This window comes from Brevibacillus agri (genome assembly GCF_004117055.1).
Taxonomy (GTDB): domain Bacteria; phylum Bacillota; class Bacilli; order Brevibacillales; family Brevibacillaceae; genus Brevibacillus; species Brevibacillus agri.
In genome coordinates this window covers 2,585,924-2,603,131 of the sequence record NZ_CP026363.1, presented here as the reverse complement: position 1 = coordinate 2,603,131, position 17,208 = coordinate 2,585,924, and the positions used below count along the sequence as shown (strand labels likewise).

Annotated in this window: 19 protein-coding genes; all 19 read right to left on the bottom strand. The window is 54.7% G+C overall.

Annotated features, from left to right (window positions below; genetic code table 11):
• Positions 1 to 11 precede the first annotated feature (11 nt).
• Positions 12 to 575: a signal peptidase I gene (gene lepB / locus BA6348_RS13055; protein ID WP_005834311.1), complete on the bottom strand. Its 564-nt coding sequence runs from the start codon at positions 573 to 575 to the stop codon at positions 12 to 14.
• 91 nt (positions 576 to 666) lie between these two features.
• A complete protein-coding gene (gene rplS / locus BA6348_RS13050) occupies positions 667 to 1,014 on the bottom strand; it encodes a 50S ribosomal protein L19 (protein WP_005834313.1) in 348 nt (115 codons plus the stop codon).
• Positions 1,015 to 1,174: 160 nt separating this feature from the next.
• On the bottom strand, positions 1,175 to 1,921 hold the full coding sequence (gene trmD / locus BA6348_RS13045) for a tRNA (guanosine(37)-N1)-methyltransferase TrmD (RefSeq protein ID WP_005834315.1): 747 nt from the start codon (positions 1,919 to 1,921) through the stop codon (positions 1,175 to 1,177).
• A gap of 12 nt (positions 1,922 to 1,933) precedes the next feature.
• A complete protein-coding gene (gene rimM / locus BA6348_RS13040) occupies positions 1,934 to 2,452 on the bottom strand; it encodes a ribosome maturation factor RimM (protein ID WP_005834317.1) in 519 nt (172 codons plus the stop codon).
• Between the two features lie 15 nt (positions 2,453 to 2,467).
• Positions 2,468 to 2,896: a YlqD family protein gene (locus tag BA6348_RS13035; RefSeq protein WP_122952503.1), complete on the bottom strand. Its 429-nt coding sequence runs from the start codon at positions 2,894 to 2,896 to the stop codon at positions 2,468 to 2,470.
• A gap of 71 nt (positions 2,897 to 2,967) precedes the next feature.
• Positions 2,968 to 3,195, bottom strand: coding sequence for a KH domain-containing protein (locus BA6348_RS13030; RefSeq protein ID WP_005834320.1), 228 nt, complete (start codon positions 3,193 to 3,195; stop codon positions 2,968 to 2,970).
• 23 nt (positions 3,196 to 3,218) lie between these two features.
• On the bottom strand, positions 3,219 to 3,491 hold the full coding sequence (gene rpsP, locus BA6348_RS13025) for a 30S ribosomal protein S16 (protein WP_005834322.1): 273 nt from the start codon (positions 3,489 to 3,491) through the stop codon (positions 3,219 to 3,221).
• 112 nt (positions 3,492 to 3,603) lie between these two features.
• Complete coding sequence (ffh, locus tag BA6348_RS13020; RefSeq protein WP_007777724.1) at positions 3,604 to 5,019, bottom strand: signal recognition particle protein; 1,416 nt, start codon at positions 5,017 to 5,019, stop codon at positions 3,604 to 3,606.
• A gap of 10 nt (positions 5,020 to 5,029) precedes the next feature.
• On the bottom strand, positions 5,030 to 5,368 hold the full coding sequence (locus BA6348_RS13015) for a putative DNA-binding protein (RefSeq protein WP_005834326.1): 339 nt from the start codon (positions 5,366 to 5,368) through the stop codon (positions 5,030 to 5,032).
• A 143-nt stretch (positions 5,369 to 5,511) separates the two neighbouring features.
• The gene (gene ftsY, locus BA6348_RS13010; RefSeq protein ID WP_005834327.1) at positions 5,512 to 6,519 is read right to left on the bottom strand and encodes a signal recognition particle-docking protein FtsY; all 1,008 of its coding nucleotides are present in this window, start codon (positions 6,517 to 6,519) and stop codon (positions 5,512 to 5,514) included.
• 105 nt (positions 6,520 to 6,624) lie between these two features.
• A complete protein-coding gene (gene smc / locus BA6348_RS13005) occupies positions 6,625 to 10,197 on the bottom strand; it encodes a chromosome segregation protein SMC (protein WP_005834329.1) in 3,573 nt (1,190 codons plus the stop codon).
• A 276-nt stretch (positions 10,198 to 10,473) separates the two neighbouring features.
• Complete coding sequence (gene rnc, locus BA6348_RS13000) at positions 10,474 to 11,160, bottom strand: ribonuclease III (RefSeq protein ID WP_005834331.1); 687 nt, start codon at positions 11,158 to 11,160, stop codon at positions 10,474 to 10,476.
• A gap of 54 nt (positions 11,161 to 11,214) precedes the next feature.
• A complete protein-coding gene (gene fabF, locus BA6348_RS12995) occupies positions 11,215 to 12,456 on the bottom strand; it encodes a beta-ketoacyl-ACP synthase II (RefSeq protein WP_005834333.1) in 1,242 nt (413 codons plus the stop codon).
• A gap of 133 nt (positions 12,457 to 12,589) precedes the next feature.
• Complete coding sequence (gene acpP / locus BA6348_RS12990; protein WP_005834336.1) at positions 12,590 to 12,823, bottom strand: acyl carrier protein; 234 nt, start codon at positions 12,821 to 12,823, stop codon at positions 12,590 to 12,592.
• Between the two features lie 53 nt (positions 12,824 to 12,876).
• Positions 12,877 to 13,617 (bottom strand): 3-oxoacyl-[acyl-carrier-protein] reductase, encoded by a 741-nt coding sequence (gene fabG, locus BA6348_RS12985; RefSeq protein WP_005834339.1) that lies wholly within the window; start codon positions 13,615 to 13,617, stop codon positions 12,877 to 12,879.
• Complete coding sequence (fabD, locus tag BA6348_RS12980) at positions 13,611 to 14,561, bottom strand: ACP S-malonyltransferase (RefSeq protein ID WP_122952504.1); 951 nt, start codon at positions 14,559 to 14,561, stop codon at positions 13,611 to 13,613. Before fabD ends, fabG begins: the two co-directional genes overlap by 7 nt.
• Positions 14,561 to 15,580, bottom strand: coding sequence for a beta-ketoacyl-ACP synthase III (locus BA6348_RS12975; protein ID WP_005834342.1), 1,020 nt, complete (start codon positions 15,578 to 15,580; stop codon positions 14,561 to 14,563). The genes fabD and BA6348_RS12975 overlap by 1 nt, the downstream gene beginning before the upstream one ends.
• 5 nt (positions 15,581 to 15,585) lie before the next feature.
• The gene (gene plsX, locus BA6348_RS12970) at positions 15,586 to 16,593 is read right to left on the bottom strand and encodes a phosphate acyltransferase PlsX (protein WP_122952505.1); all 1,008 of its coding nucleotides are present in this window, start codon (positions 16,591 to 16,593) and stop codon (positions 15,586 to 15,588) included.
• Positions 16,594 to 16,613: 20 nt separating this feature from the next.
• Positions 16,614 to 17,198 (bottom strand): transcription factor FapR, encoded by a 585-nt coding sequence (gene fapR, locus BA6348_RS12965; protein ID WP_005834346.1) that lies wholly within the window; start codon positions 17,196 to 17,198, stop codon positions 16,614 to 16,616.
• Positions 17,199 to 17,208: the final 10 nt, after the last annotated feature.

Here is a 17,208-nt window from a genome sequence, read left to right as displayed (position 1 = left end):
AGCTATTGCGATTATCTCGTCATGCGAATGCTTGCAATCGGCCAGAACGTAAACTCCGCTCTGCCAACCACCGTGCTGACAGCGACAGGACCGATGGCCCGGCTGTCATGGCTGTTCGGACGGTTGTCGCCCATTACAAAAATGTGGCCTGCCGGTACCGTGACGGGTGGGAAGTCGTTCGTAAAATAGGGCTCTCCCTGTTGTTTCGCCTGTTCCTTATGTTGTGCAAGATATGGCTCTTCAACCATGTTGCCGTTGATGTAGAGCTGATCGCCTTTCACCTCGACGGTATCTCCCGCCACAGCGATGACGCGCTTGATGTAGTCGCGCGTTTTCTCTGCGTGAAACACGATGATGTCACCCGGCTTCGGCTCCTGCAAATAGTAAATGGCCTTGTTGACGACCAGTTTTTCGCTGTTATGTAACGTCGTTTCCATGGACTCGCCCTCGACAATAAACGGGGCAAACAAAAAGGTTCGAATGAGAAAAGCGAGAATCAAGGCAATGCCGAGCGCCTTCGTCCATTCCCATAGCTCATTTTTTTTCGTGCGACCGGAGGATACTTCTTCGTTCATCACTTACGCCCTCCCAAGCTGGCTCGTCCAACCCTGTAAATGGAAAAAAGAGGCCTGGCAAGCAGACCAGTCCCCTTTTCAAGCGCTTCGCTTATCGACGAATTTCTTTAATACGAGCTGCTTTACCTACGCGATCGCGCAGATAGTACAGTTTCGCACGACGTACTTTACCATGACGCACGATTTCGATCTTCTCGATCTTAGGCGTGTGTACTGGGAACGTACGCTCAACACCTACGCCGTAAGAAATCTTACGAACAGTAAATGTTTCGCTGACACCTGTACCGCGACGGCGAATCACTACGCCTTCGAACAGCTGAATACGCTCACGCTGACCCTCGATAACCTTAACGTGTACACGAACAGTGTCACCAGGTCGGAACGCAGGAATATCCTGTTTCAATTGCTCTTTTTCCAATTCACGGATAACTTGGTTCATTTCAATTCCCTCCTTCCGATAGACGTTCTTACTCGTCTCGCCAGTTTGGCCCGGTCACCCATCAGGGACCGAATTACGAGTAGCGGACCGCCTTAGTCAGCGGGCAAAATTGCCACAAGAAGTATATTAACATAGTAGGCAGGAAACTACAAGGCCTGTTCTACAATTTTCCTTCCATGTTTTGCTCCTGCTCAAGCTCTGCCAGCAGCTTTTTCATTTCGTCTGTCAGCTCAAGCTTCGCCAAGAGATCGGGACGGCGCGCCTTCGTTCGGCGCAACGATTCTTTCAGGCGCCAGCGCTCGATGTTGGCATGGTGGCCGGAGAGCAAAATATCCGGGACCCTCCAGCCGCGAAACTCCGCCGGCCGCGTATAGTGCGGGTATTCGAGCAACCCGGTCGAAAACGAATCCTCGACGGCTGACGTCTGGTTTCCCAGAGCACCCGGCTGCAAGCGCACGACACTGTCGATCACGACCATCGCGGCCAGCTCGCCGCCTGTCAGCACGTAATCGCCAATCGAGATTTCATCCGTGACCAAATGCTCGCGGATGCGCTCGTCATAGCCTTCGTAATGGCCGCAGATGAACACGAGATGCTCCTCCTGGGCCAGCTCCTCGGCCAGCTTTTGGTTGTACGGCACGCCTTGCGGGCACATGAGGATCACACGCGGCTTCTTTTCCCCTGCGAGCGCCTCTACCGCCCGAAACAACGGCTCGGGCTTGAGCACCATGCCCCCGCCGCCGCCGTATGGCGTATCGTCAACCGTGCCATGCTTGCTCTCGGAAAAATCGCGAAAGTTGGTGACGTGAAAGTCGACCAGCTCCTTCTCGCGGGCTTTTCCCAAAATGCTGCTGGACAAGACGCCCGCAAACATTTCGGGAAACAGCGTAAAAATGTCAATCCGCATCAGAAGTACCTCCTACAGCAAGCCTTCCATCAGATGGCAAACCACGCGTTTGTTGGCGATGTCCACTTCCTTGATGCAATCATCGATAAACGGCAGCAAAATCTCTCCGCGCCGCCCTTTTACGACCCACACATCGTTTGCTCCCGGCTGCATCACATCGACGATTTTTCCGAGCTCTTCCCCTTCGTCCGTAACGACTTCGCAGCCGATCAACTGATGGATGTAAAACTCGTCCTCTTCCAGCTCCATCAGCGCGTCTTCCGGAATTTTCAGCTCGCCGCCCTTGTATTTTTCGATGTCGTTAATGTGTCCATAACCCTCGAAGCTCAAAATCTCAAAGTCTTTATGGGCGCGACGAGTCGCGATTTTCAGCTTCACTGGCTCGGAAAGAGACGGGTGAAACAAAAACAGCTCGCTGCCTTTGCGAAACCGTTGATCGGGAAAATCCGTCGTCGAGGTTACGCGCACTTCTCCCTTGAGCCCGTGCGTATTGACCAGCTTGCCCACCGTGTAAAACTTTTGGTTGCCCAAGCGTATTCACTCCTTCTATTCATCGGCTGCATGTCCTGCCGTTTGTCGAATCTCATGCACTCGTCCATCTTTTATCATGATTTCCGTTCCTGCCATGATTTCATCCCAAACATCGCCTACTTGGATTGTGACGGGACTTTGCACAGTCTGATAATCCATCTCACTGCCTTCGGGAAGACTCTCCGCCTGCTGCAAGGCAAAAGAGATTTGGGCGATTTTTTCCTTGCGCCGCCGCTCTTCCTGGGCAATCTTTTCTTGCGCGAGCGCATATGTATCCGCAGACTTTTTCTTCGCTTCGGCCAATATTTTTTTCGATTGGAACTGCCATTGCTCCCATTCTTCGCGCTGCTGGCGAAGCTGTCTGCTGTACTGGTCAATCAGCACAGCGCGGGATGCTTCTGTCATGATGAGTTTGACCTGTACCGACCGAAAAATCGTGAGCATGTCCTGTCACTCCTTTCGACGTATCAGTTCATATCAACCAAAAAAGACTGGGAAAGCTCCCAGCCTTTTTGTCAAACAATCTCAACCGTAACGCGCTTGTCCGTTTCCACGGATGCCGCCATCACGACAGTGCGCAGGGCTTTGGCGATCCGTCCTTGCTTGCCGATGATCTTCCCCATATCATCAGGGTGCACCGACAATTCAAAGACGAGAGTGCGCTCTTTGTCCACTGCATTCACACGAACCTCATTCGGATGATCGACGAGAGCTTTAGCGATCGTTTCGACCAGCGCTTTCATCATCAGACCTCCAGATGACCGACTTATTTGCCGTATTTGGTTTCGTGCACTTTTGCGAGAACGCCTTCTTTGGAGAGAAGGTTACGAACGGTATCAGTCGGAGCTGCACCATTCAGGATCCATTGTACCGCTTTTTCGGTATCAATTTTCACCACTGCCGGTTGAGCAACCGGATTGTAGTAACCGATTTCTTCAATGAAACGGCCATCGCGTGGGGAACGGGAGTCAGCTACTACTACACGGTAGAAAGGAGCTTTCTTGGAACCCATGCGTTTCAGACGGATTTTAACTGCCATGTTGTGTCACCTCCTGTATGGATCAACGCGAGATAAACATCTGCGTTGGTGCTACTATATCTGAACCATCGCGCTGTCTGACAAGTCAGCGGCGCGAAGAGATCATGCCTCTTTACTTGAACGGTGGTTTGAAATTGAAGGGGAAGTTCATGCCGCCTTGGTTGTTTCCTCCGCCTTTGCCCATGAACGGCAGTCCGAAGCCGCCTTTTTTCTTCGACTTCTTGACCATCTTGTCGGCGACGCCCGTGAATTGCTTCATCATTTTTTTCATTTCCTCGAACTGCTTGATGAACCGATTCACTTCCTGAATGCTCGTGCCGCTTCCGCTCGCAATGCGCTTGCGGCGGCTGGCGTTCAAGAGATCGGGGTTGGCACGCTCTGCCTTGGTCATGGATTTGGCGATTGCTTCCACGCGGGCAATCTGCTTCTCGTCCACGTTCATTTTGCCTTTCATCTTGTTCATTCCGGGCAGCATGCCGAGAATGTCCTCAAAAGGCCCCAAATTGCGCAACTGCTGCATGGAATCCAGGAACATGTCGAAGGTAAATTCCCCTTGACGCATCTGGCGCTCCATGTCGCGCGCTTTTTCTTCATCCACGGACGCCTGCGCCTTTTCGATCAGGCTGAGTACATCACCCATTCCCAAAATGCGGGAAGCCATGCGATCCGGATGGAACGGTTCGAGCGCATCCAGCTTTTCACCCATCGCCGCGAACTTGATCGGCTTGCCAGTGACAGCTTTGACGGATAGTGCCGCACCGCCTCGGGTATCCCCGTCGAGCTTGGTGAGAACCACGCCAGTCAGTTCGAGCTGGCTGTTGAAGCTCTCCGCCACATTGACGGCGTCCTGACCTGTCATCGCGTCCACGACGAGCAAAATCTCATCGGGCTTGGCAACTTCGCGAATTTGCTTCAACTCGTCCATCAACGCTTCATCAATATGCAGGCGACCTGCCGTATCGAGAATCACAACGTCGAGGTGATTGGCTTTCGCGTGTTCAATCGCTTGCCGAGCGATGTCAACAGGACTGACTTGATCTCCGAGAGTGAAAACGGGAACATTCAGTTGCTCCCCCAAAACTTGTAGCTGCTTGATCGCAGCCGGACGGTAAATGTCGGCTGCCACCAGAAGCGGCTTCTTGTTTTGCTTTTGCAAATACTTGGCCAGCTTACCAGTCGTGGTCGTTTTCCCCGCCCCTTGCAAACCCGCCATCATGATGACGGTCGGCGGACGGTGCGCCATCGTCAACTGAGCTACGCTGCCACCCATCAGGGCGACCAGCTCTTCGTTCACGATTTTGATAACCATTTGACCTGGCGTCAGGCTTTTCATGACTTCCTGGCCGACTGCGCGCTCTTTGACGCGAGCGACGAAGTCTTTTACTACTTTGAAGTTAACATCTGCTTCCAGCAGGGCAAGGCGGACTTCCCGCATCGCCTCGTTGACGACGGTTTCGTCGATCTTTCCTCTGCCGCGCAGTTTGTCAAATGCGTTTTGCAGCCGATTGGCCAAGCTTTCAAACGCCATGCGAGCCCTCCTAATCCATCTCTGACAGTTGGTGGAGCAAAGTATTCAGCTCGTCTCTTGTCTCGCTCTCTGCAAGCCCATTTACAAGCTCATTCATTCGTGCCAGCACTTCCATCCGCTTCTCGTGGCGCTGTGCCAGATTAAGCTTCTGATCGTATTCGAACAACTGCTTTTCTGCCCGCTTGATGTGGTCGTAAACAGCTTGTCGGCTGACCTCGTGCATTTCCGCGATTTCTCCGAGCGACAAGTCATCCAGATAGTACAGCTCCAGATATTCTCGCTGCTTGCCCTTGAGTAGCGGTGCATAAAAGTCAAACAAGAGATTGACTTGATTGGTCTTTTCTAACATGAAACCAATCCTTTGCTGTGAGGTACTCGTTTCGAAACTGTAAAGGCTTTTTCTTTACAGCACGTAGATTATAGTACCTAATTCTACACCTAGTGTCAAGGTTTTTTATTGACATCTTTTTTTGCGTTCCAGACATTATGATATTACGCGTTTTCCTGCTCTTCGGCTTCCTCTTTTTGGATCAATCCGGCAAACAGCGCATGCACAAACTGCTCGGGATCGAACTGCTGCAGATCGTCCATCTTCTCGCCGAGGCCGACGTATTTGACCGGGATGTTCAGCTCGTTGCGGATCGCGATGACGATGCCGCCCTTCGCCGTACCGTCGAGCTTGGTCAGGACTAGGCCGGTCACTCCGGCGGACTGGCCGAAAGTCTTCGCCTGGGACAGCGCGTTTTGCCCAGTCGTGGCGTCGAGGACGAGCAACACTTCATGCGGCGCGCCAGGCAGTTCGCGCTGCAACACGCGGTGCACCTTCGCCAGCTCCTCCATCAGATTGACCTTGTTTTGCAAACGTCCGGCCGTATCGCACAAAAGCACGTCGACCTTGCGCGATTTGGCGGCCTGGATGGCGTCGTAAATGACCGCTGCCGGATCGGAGCCTTGCTGCTGTTTGATGACGTCAACGCCGACGCGCTCGCCCCATACCTCCAACTGCTCGATCGCGGCTGCCCGGAACGTGTCGCCTGCGGCCAGCAGCACGTTTTTTCCCTGCTGCTTGAACATGTGCGCCATTTTTCCGATCGTCGTCGTTTTGCCGACTCCGTTTACGCCGACGAACAAAATGACATTCAGCCGTCCGTCCTCGACGTTGAGCGCGGTGTCTGCCGCCTCGTCGTTTTTCAGCAGGGCCACGAGCTTCTCCGACAAAATCGGCTGCAAGTCCATGGCGTTTTCGATTTTTTGCTTGCGCACTTCTGTCCGCAAATCGTCAATCAGCTCCATGACGGTGTTGACGCCGACATCGGACGTAATCAAAATTTCTTCCAGCTCATCGAAGAAATCGTCGTCGATTTTTTTGTAGCGGCGGACCAGATCCTCCACTTTTTCTACCAGCAAATCTCTCGTTTTCGCCAGTCCATCCGTAAACTTCTGGGTTACTTCTTCGGATTTTTGGACGATCGCGTCACGAAGGCGCTTGAAAAAGCTCATGTTCATCTTCCTTTGCGGATAATCTTGTCAAAAGCTCGCATGAAGTCGAGCTTCGGCTGTATGCTCGTTTCTATTGCTTGCGGGCACTGACGATGCTGCGGCGAATTACGAGGCAGACTCGACGAATTTGTCGCTGTCCTCCAGCTTGACCGAGACCAGCTTGGACACGCCGCCCTCCTGCATCGTGATCCCGTACAAAACGTCTGCGCTCTCCATCGTGCCTTTGCGGTGCGTCACGCAAATGAACTGCGTCTGGCTGCTGAACTGCTGCATGTACTCGGCGAAGCGGTTGACGTTTGCCTCATCTAATGCCGCCTCCACTTCGTCAAGCACGCAAAATGGCACAGGCTTGACGCGCAGGATGGCAAAGAGCAGAGCCATCGCGGTCAGCGCGCGCTCGCCCCCGGAGAGCAGAGCCAGATTTTGCAGCTTTTTGCCCGGCGGCTGCGCCACGATGTCGATCCCGGTTTCGAGCAGATTGTCCGGATTGGACAAGAGCAAATCGGCCCGTCCCCCGCCGAACAACTGCACAAACACGTCGCGGAACTGCTCGGAGATCGCCTCAAACGTCTCCTTGAAGCGGCGCGACATCTCTGCGTCCATCTCCTGAATCACCTGGTAGAGCATGTCTTTTGCTTCATTCAAATCGGCTTCCTGCGCGCTTAAAAACTGCTGGCGCTCAGACAAGCGCTCGTATTCCTCAATCGCCCCGAGGTTGACCGTGCCGAGTGCGGCAATTTGCTTTTTGAGCTGGGCGACGATTTGCGTCTCCGCTTGCAACTCACCGCGCGGCGGGTATTTTTGCTTCGCCAGATCGTAGCTCATTTCGTATTCTTCGGAGAGTTTATTCAACAGGTGGTCAAGCTCCACCTCGCCGCGGTTGACCTTGACTTCCTCCTGATGGAGCTTCTCTTCCAGCGCTTTGACCTCGCGGCGAATTTCTTTTACCTGCACTTCCACCTGCTCCTGCTTGTGGAAAAGCGTCGCCCGCTCGTTGCGGCGTTCGGCAATCAGTCCGGCTACCCGTTCCTTGTCCTGACGCAGCTCGGCGATGCGCTGATCGAGCTCAAGCCCGGACGATTCGTTCGTGCGCTCCAACTCGTCGAGTGCGGCGAGGTTCGCGTTTTGCTCTTCCCATTCGCGCTGGAGCAAGCTTTTTTGTTCGATCAGGCGCTCCGTCTGCTCCAGGCGGGACTGGTGTTCCTGTTTCACCTGGGCATTCAGCACTTTCAGGCTGGTAATTTTCTGGTTCATTTCTTCCTTGGATTCCAACTGCTCCTGGCGCTTGGCCTCGGCTTCGGCGATCAGCTCGCTCAGCTTTTGCTCTTCTTGCTCCAGGACGGCCAAGTCCGCTTGAAGCTGCTCCTCTTTGCGCAACGCTTCTTCCATCTCTTTCTGGTAGGCGGCAATATCTTGCTCTACCAGCTTGGCCCGCTCGCCCAGCGAACGTCCCTCTGCTTCGGTTTGCTGCAAGAGGCCCTTGACTTCCTGCTCCTTCAACCGCAGCGCTTCGCCTTCCGAGCGGAGCGCTTCCTGTTCTTCTTCCATACGGCGAAGCTGTTCGGCCAGTTGCTCCATTACGGTAGTATGTCCAGAAATTGCCTCTTCGATTTCGCGCATTTGCGCTTCGAGCTCTTCTGCCTGACGGTTGCGGCCGAGCAGGTTGGCGCTGTTTTTCTTCAGGGCGCCCCCTGTCATCGAACCGCCCGCGTTGACGATATCGCCTTCGAGCGTCACGACGCGGTAGCGATAGCCGAGCGTGCGGGCGACGCGGTTTGCCTGCTCCAGCTTTTCCGTCACGATGACGTTGCCGAGCATGCTCTCCAAAATCGGGCGGTACGCTTCCTCAAACGAAACCAGCTCGCTGGCGATCCCGACAACGCCGCTTTCTTTTGCCAACTGCTGACGGTCGTTTGCCTGCAAGGTGCGCGGCCGGATGACATCCAGCGGCAAAAAGGTGGCGCGGCCTGCATTGTGCTGCTTCAAATAAGCAATCGCGGCTCGCCCTGCCGCCTCGTTATCGACGACGACGTTTTGCAGCGCCCCGCCCAAGGCGACCTCCATCGCCGTTTCGTACTGCTGCGGCACGACGACCAGCTCGGCGACCGCGCCGTGGATGCCTTTGAAGCCCCGCTCGCGTGCCTTGAGAATTTCTTTTACCCCTTGCTGGAATCCGGCAAATTCGGACTGCATCTCTTTGATGAGGTCCAGGCGGGACTTCGCCGCTTCTCTTTTTTGCTCGGACTGGCGCAGCTCCCGACGCACCTGTTCCATGCGCGCTTGTCCATCGCGCAGGCCGTCCATCAACTGCTTGTAGCGGGTAACCGTATCCTGAATGGTCTGATCGATCTGGGTCAGTTGCTCCTGCAGCTCGGCCATTCTCACCTGGCGCTGCACCTCTTCCAGCTCCAACTGTTCCTTGCCGGCCAGTTGGCGGTCGACGCGCGCCTGCGATGTCTGCACAAGCTGCTGCTGATGGCGGATTTCGTTGCGCAGGTTGGCCATTTCGTTCAGCTTTTCAAAATAATCGCCTTTCAACCGTTCCACATCGTCTGTCAACGACTGCACCATGGAGAAAAACTGCCCTTCAGCCTCCTGCAACGATGCATGGGCTTCCGCCATCCTCCGATCGGCTTCCTTGGCGCGCTCCTGCTCTTCGGCAAGCTCCGCTTCCAGCGCGTGCTGCTTCTCTGTCAGCCTGTGCATCTGCTCCATCGTCTGCTGGCGATTGGCGCTCAAATTGCGCATCCGCTCGCGCAATACTTCGCGCTGGCCTTCTACCTTTTCCGTCTCCTCGCTCACCGTCAAGAGAACGTGTTGCAGTTCCTCGATCGACTGGTCGATTTGCGTGACCGAAAAACGGGCCTGCTCCAGATCGGCTTCGTGCTTGGCCGCTTCCGTCGTCTGCCTCATCAAAAGCTCGCGAAGCTCCTGCACGCGCTGCGTCGCGGCCTCCCATTTGCTGTGGGCCGCCTCGATCTGCTGCACGTACAGCGCGACTTCGTGCTCGACCAGCTTGCGGTGCAGCTCTTTGTACGTCTTCGCCGTCTCTGCCTGCTCCTGCAGCGGTCCGATCTGTTCGGTAATTTCGCTGACGATATCGTGGATGCGGATGAGGTTTTGCTCGGTGTCATCGAGCTTTTTCTCCGCCTCGCGCTTGCGGGTCTTGTACTTGACGATGCCCGCCGCTTCTTCAAAAATGCCGCGGCGATCTTCCGACTTCGTGCTGAGAATTTCTTCGATTTTTCCCTGGCCGATAATGGAGTACGCTTCTTTTCCCAGCCCCGTATCCATGAACAGCTCCATAATGTCCTTCAAGCGGCATGATCTGTTGTTTATGTAATACTCACTGTCACCGGAGCGGTAGACTCTGCGCGTGATGGAAACCTCCGAATATTCCACGTCGAGGGAACGATCCGTATTGTCCAAGGTGAGCGTCACTTCGGCAAAGTTCACTGGCTTGCGCTTGTCGCTGCCCGCGAAAATAATGTCCTCCATCTTCGCTCCGCGCAGCGACTTGGCACTCTGTTCTCCGAGCACCCAGCGGATCGAGTCGGAAACGTTGCTCTTGCCGCTTCCGTTCGGACCGACTACCGCTGTCACTCCTGGTACGAACTCCAATTCCGTCCTGTCGGCAAACGATTTGAATCCTGCCAGCTCCAGGCGTTTCAAATACATACTTACGGTCCTCCTTACCAAACCAACCTAATCTGCCCGTGACGCACGGCCGTCCGCAAGCGGACAAAGAGGCGCACGGCATGAATCGGATGGTACCCGAAAAGAGCCCCTGTATCAGACAGGAGCTACTCCACTGCGAGCCTTCGTGGTCATATCGAAATAAGTGTATCATAGAAAGCTGTCATCACGCAGTATTTTCCCGGCTTTTCCAAGCGGGAACAAAGAAAGCTACACCACCTGCGCCCGCAGATGATGCAGCTCCCTTTTTCCGAGCCTTTATTTCTCCCCCAGCTTTACCAACGCCCGCGCGGCTGCCTGCTGTTCCGCTTCCTTTTTGGAACGGCCCGAGCCAATGCCAAGCGAACGATTGTTCAAAAGCACTTCCGATACGAACTCTCGATTGTGAGCTGGTCCTTTTTCTTCTACAATGCGATACTGGATGTCTCCCAGATTGTCCTGTTGAACAAATTCCTGCAACTGGCTCTTGAAGTCTGTTACCTGGGCAAACTCTCCCTTGTCGATTCTGGGGTAGACGTATTTTTCCATGAAGGAAAATACGGCATCCAGGCCCTGATCCAGATAGAGGGCACCAACAAAAGCTTCAAATACGTCCGCTAGCAAGGCAGGTCGCTGACGTCCGCCAGTCAACTCTTCCCCTTTTCCCAGCAAAACGAGATCGCCAAAATTCAGCAGTTCAGCAAATTTAACCAGAGAAGGCTCACAGACAATCGCTGCCCGCAGCTTCGTCATTTCGCCTTCGCTCATCTTCGGAAAAGTTTTGTATAAAAACTGGGAAACAGTCAACTCAAGCACAGCATCTCCCAAAAACTCCAGCCGTTCGTTGTCTGATATTCGTTTGCCGCGTTGCTCGTTCACGTAGGAAGAATGGGTGAATGCCTGCCGCAGAACGCTCTCATCGTGAAAGCGAAAGCCTATCTTCTCTTGCAGCTGTGCAAAATTCATCACCCTCACCACCATTCCAGGAGACTGCCTACTTTTTCTCTCAGTAGGGCTCATTTATGCTTCGTATCGCTTCAGGATCACCGTTGCATTATGACCGCCGAATCCAAACGTGTTGGAAACAGCCACATGGACGGTCGCCTTGCGCGCATGGTTAGGAACATAGTCGAGATCGCATTCCGGATCAGGGTTTTCCAGGTTGATCGTAGGAGGAAGCACCTGATCGCGCAGGGCAAAAGCGGTCGCGATTGCCTCGATGCCGCCTGTCGCTCCGAGCAAGTGGCCTGTCATCGACTTGGTCGAGCTGACAGCCAGCTTGTAAGCGTGTTCGCCAAACACTTCTTTAATCGCCTGCGTCTCGGCGATGTCGCCCTGATCCGTAGAGGTTCCGTGTGCGTTGATGTAGCCCACCTCTGTCGGATCAATGCCTGCGTCACGCAGCGCATTTTTCATGCAGCGCGCAGCCCCTTCGCCACCTGGCGACGGAGAAGTGATGTGATGGGCATCCGCGCTCATGCCGTAGCCGATCACTTCCGCGATGATGTTCGCGCCGCGTTTTTTCGCGTGCTCCAGCTCTTCGAGGATCAGGACGCCCGCCCCTTCGCCCATGACGAAGCCATCGCGGTCTTTGTCAAACGGACGGCTCGCCTTTTGCGGCTCGTCGTTGCGCGTGGACATCGCTTTAGCCGAACAAAAGCCCGCAAACGCCATCGGACGAATTGTCGCTTCTGCACCGCCTGCGATCATCACATCCGCATGATCGAACTGGATCAAACGCAGAGCATCCCCGATTGCGTTTGTCCCTGTCGCACATGCGGTAATCGCGCTGGAAGTCGGTCCTTTTGCTCCGTATTGAATGGATACTGCACCGGAGGCCATGTTGGCAATCAGCATCGGAATGAAGAACGGACTCACGCGGCGTGGCCCTTTTTCCAACAGCACGGAATGCTGCTCTTCCCATGTAGACAGCCCGCCAATTCCGGACCCGATGTATACACCCACTCGTTCCGCATTTTCTGGCGTGATTTCCAGTTTCGCATCCTCTACCGCCATTTTGGCAGCAGCCAATCCAAACTGAACGAATCGGTCTGTACGTCGTATTTCTTTTTTGTCCATGTACAGCTCAGGGTTGAAGTCTTTCACTTCGCCCGCGATCTGCGTCGGATAATCCGTAGCGTCGAAAGCAGTCAGGCGGTCAATGCCTGATTTTCCTTCCAGCAAACTGTTCCAGAAGGTCTGCGCGTCATTTCCCACCGGGGAGACGACACCAACGCCAGTAATCACCACTCTTCGTTTCATTGCGATCACCTCTATATGAAAGTCAGCAGTCAGTTTCTTGCGTACACTTCATGCCTAACGTAACTTCCTGGTATGTATTCGGCGGCAATTGAAGGAGAAGTCCCGTATGGTACGGGACTTCCAACTGATGGATCTACTTGTGAGATTCTATGTATTTTACAACCTCACCAACAGAAGTGATCTTTTCAGCATCTTCGTCAGAAATCTCTAAATCAAACTCGTCTTCGAGTTCCATTACGAGTTCCACTACATCCAGGGAGTCAGCGCCCAGGTCTTCTTTGAAAGAAGCTTCCAAAGTAATCTTGGACTCATCTACACCCAGACGATCGACGATGATTTTCTTCACGCGCTCCAATGTATCTGCCATCTTGCTTCACCCCCTCTCCCGTATTATAGTAGATGAGCTTTCAAAAAACCAGTTTACATATACATGCCGCCATCCACATGCAAAGTTTGGCCTGTCATGTAATTGGCTGCGTCAGAAGCAAGGAACAGAACGACGGACGCAATGTCCTCTGTCTGGCCGAGACGAGCCAGCGGAATCTGGCTGATAAGGCCAGCTTTTACATCCTCCGGCAGCACGGCTGTCATTTCTGTATCAATAAATCCAGGCGCTACCGCGTTCACGGTGATGCCGCGGCTCGCCAGCTCGCGCGCGGCTGTCTTGGTCAGGCCGATGACGCCCGCTTTTGCCGCCACGTAGTTAGCTTGCCCCGCATTGCCGAGCACACCGACCACGGACGTAATGTTGATGATCTTGCCCGAGCGTTGCTTCATCATCGGACGAGTCGCGGCTTTCAGGCAGTTGAATACGCCTTTCAAGTTGGTGGCAATGACGTCATCCCACTCTTCTTCCTTCATGCGCATCAGCAAATTGTCGCGGGTAATCCCGGCGTTGTTGACGAGAATGTCGATCGAACCGAAATGGTCGAGCGCGGCCTTGAACATATCGCCCACTTCCTCGGCCGAAGAAACGTTGGCGCGAACCATGATCGCATCGCGGCCCAGCTCCTTGACTTTGGCAACGGTCTCGGCTGCTGCGGCTTCGCTTCCTGCGTAGTTCACCACGACATTCGCTCCTGCTTCGGCCAGCTTGAGTGCAATCGCACGGCCAATCCCGCGGGAGGCTCCTGTCACAAGCGCTGTTTTTCCTGTTAGCATAGTACCCCTCCGTTCAAAAGCTCAGTCAAGGATTCCATGTCCTGGACCGAAATGATCGTCGTATCGGCTGGCGCGATTTTTTTAATCAGTCCCGCAAGCACTTTGCCTGGTCCGATCTCCACGAACGTAGTCACGCCCGCTTCGACCATCCACTGTACCGAATCCTCCCACAAAACCGGAGCCGATACTTGCTGCACAAGCTGCTCGACGATCGTTGCCGCTTCGGTAACAGGGCGTGCCGTCACGTTTGCCACGACCGGGACGCTCGCTTCCTGGACTGTGACGCCTGCAAGCACCGCCTGCAATTTGTCTGCGGCTGGCTGCATCAGGCTGGAGTGGAACGGTCCGCTCACGTTCAGCGGGAGCACACGCTTCGCTCCTGCTGCCTTGGCCTTTTCGCCCGCCAGCTTGACGCCTTCGGCCGAGCCGGAGATGACGATCTGCCCCGGGCAGTTCATGTTCGCTGGCTGAACCGGATGCCCGGAAGCGGTTACTTCCTCGCACACGGCTTGCAGGGCTGCGCGCTCCATGTTCAAGACCGCTGCCATAGCGCCCTGGCCTGCCGGAACGGCTTCTTCCATGAATTGGCCGCGTGCCCGAACGACTTTGACCGTATCGGCAAAAGACAGCGCGCCTGCTGCCACCAGCGCCGAATATTCGCCCAGACTGTGGCCCGCCACGAAATCAGGCGTGTAATCCGGCAACTTTTCTTTCAAGGCTGCAAGCACAGCGACGCTCGCCGTCAAAATCGCCGGCTGCGTGTTCGCCGTCAGCTTCAACTCTTCTTCCGGGCCTGCAAAGCACAGACCGGAGAGCGAAAAGCCGAGCGCGGCATCTGCCGTTTCAAAAATGCGGCGGGCTGCTTCCGACTGCTCGGAAAGCGTCTGCCCCATCCCTACGAATTGCGAGCCTTGGCCCGGAAAAACAAATGCTACTTTCCCCACTACTGTCCGCTCCCTTCCGCTGGCGTGGTCGACCATTTCAGAAGCGTTGCTCCCCAGGTCAAGCCCCCGCCGAAACCTACGAGAATGACGTTGTCGCCTTCTTTTACCCGTCCCGCCGCGATCGCTTCGTCCAGCGCAACCGGAATCGACGCAGAAGACATGTTTCCGTAACGGTCGAGGTTGATCGCCACTTTGTCCTCAGACAAGCCGAAGCGTTGCACGGCAGAGTCGATAATCCGCTTGTTCGCCTGGTGCGGCACCAAAAGGTCGATGTTTTCCCGCTCGACTCCCGCTTTGGACAATACCGCTTCTGTCGCGGAGTTCATCACGCGCACCGCGAATTTGAAGACTTCGCCGCCTGCCATCGAGAGATAGTGCAGGTTGTTTTCGACCGACTCGCTCGAAGCCGGGATGCGCGAGCCGCCCGCAGGCAGGCACAGCAACTCTCCGCCTGCGCCGTCTGCGCCAAGCTCAAACGACTGGAAGCCAAAGCCTTCCCGCACTTCGCCGATCACAGCGGCACCTGCGCCATCCCCGAACAGCACACATGTGTTGCGGTCTTTGTAGTTCGTAATTTTGGACAGCGTCTCTACCCCGACGACCAGCACGTATTTGTAAAGTCCGTTGGCAATGAACTGCGCCGCTGTCGTGATGCCGTACAAAAAGCCTGTGCAGGCAGCCGATACGTCAAGCGCCGCTGCACGTTTTGCTCCTAGCTTTTCCTGCAGGATGCAGGCAGTCGACGGGAACATCATATCAGGCGTCACTGTTGCCACGATAATCATGTCGAGCTGCTCTGCGCTGATGTTGGCTCGCTCCAGCGCTTTTTTCGCAGCTTCATAAGCAAGATCGGAGGAAGCTTGCTCAGCCGAGCAAATGCGACGTTCCCGGATTCCGGTGCGGGAAACAATCCACTCATCTGTCGTTTCCACCATTTTTTCCAGATCGAAGTTGCTAAGCACTCTGTCAGGTGTATAGGAACCTGTAGCCAAAATGCCTACTGAACGCTTTTTGTCCATCTGCCTCACTCGCTTTCTCCCGTTATATTTTTCTGTAGCGCCTGCGCAATGACTTCGTTTACATCTTGCCGCACGAAGCGGGCTGCGCTGGCAATCGCGTTTTTCATCGCTCGCTCGTCAGAGGAGCCGTGTGCCTTGATGACAGGACTTTTCAGGCCCAACAACGGCGCTCCCCCGTATTCCGCATAGTCCATTTTGTTCTTGAAGCGCACGAGTCCCGGCTTTAAAATGGCCGCTCCTACTTTATTAATCAGACTGGAAGTAAACTCCTGCTTCAACAGCGAAAAGATTGTGGAGGCCGCGCCCTCTACCGCTTTCAGCAGCACGTTGCCGACAAAGCCGTCGCAAACGAGCACATCGCATGCCCCTTGCATGACGTCACGCGCTTCCACGTTGCCGACAAAATTCAGGTCTGCCTGGGACAGAAGCGGGAAGACGGCTTTGGTCAGCTCGTTTCCTTTTCCTTCCTCTGTCCCTACGTTGAGGAGTCCCACTTTCGGATTTTCAAAGCCCAGCACTTTTTCTGCGTACAGACTGCCCATCACCGCATATTGCAGCAGGTGATGCGGCTTCGCATCCATGTTGGCGCCGACGTCGAGCGTAAGCGTGACGCGGCCCAGTACATTCGGGATAAAGGCGGCCAGAGCGGGACGTTCAATCCCCTCCATGCGGCCTGCATAGAGCAACCCCGCCGTCATGAGCGCACCTGTATTACCTGCAGAGATCGCTGCATCCACGATTTTTTCGCGTGCCATCTCGACTGCTACGACAAGCGAAGAATTTTTCTTGCGACGTACAGCTCGAACCGGTTCATCATCTGGCAAAATCACTTCCGTAGTAGGAACGATCTCGATGTTTGCCGGCAAGTCTTGCGGCAAGTGGTTCCAAATGGCCTGTTCATCTCCCACCAGTACAACGGTAATGGCCGGGTTTTCCTTGATGGCAGCAAGCGCCCCTAAAACTGTACTTCGCGGTGCGTTATCGCCGCCCATCGCATCAACTGCAATTCGCAACCGTGTCTCCTCCTTACCTCTCATCCATGCCGATTTTGTGTCCCTGACATTTCTACAACCCGAAACGTCGCGGTAAAGACCAATTCTCCCTGAACCTTGGTCTCAACGCGCACTTTGCATTCGTCGCCGTTCCGGCTGCGCACCAGCGCTTTTGCCACCAGCTTTTCGCCGATGCGCACAGGCCGCACGAAGCGGATTCGGGCGGTTGCGGTCAACGCCACATCTGCATTAATGACTGCTACTGCCAACGAGTTGGCCTGGGCAAAAATATAGTGCCCCCTGGCAATCTGCGTCTTCGAAAAAACATGCTCTTCTTTTATTTCCAGTACGGAAATGGCCTGGGAATCGAGCTGCAAGTCGATAATCTCGCCGATCACCTCGTCGATCCCCAGCGATTTTACGGGATCGAGACTCTTTTCGGCAACCGATTTGATCCGCTCGCGCAGCTCGGGAATCCCAAGCTCCAATCGGTCTAAACGTATTGTTTGAATGCTGACATGAAATAACTCAGCCAGATCTTCGTCCGTCGCAAATGGATTATCCGCCAGCGACTGCACCAAGCGCGTCTGGCGGTCTTTTTTTGGCAAGCGGGCGATGCGAAACACCCCCCTAGCA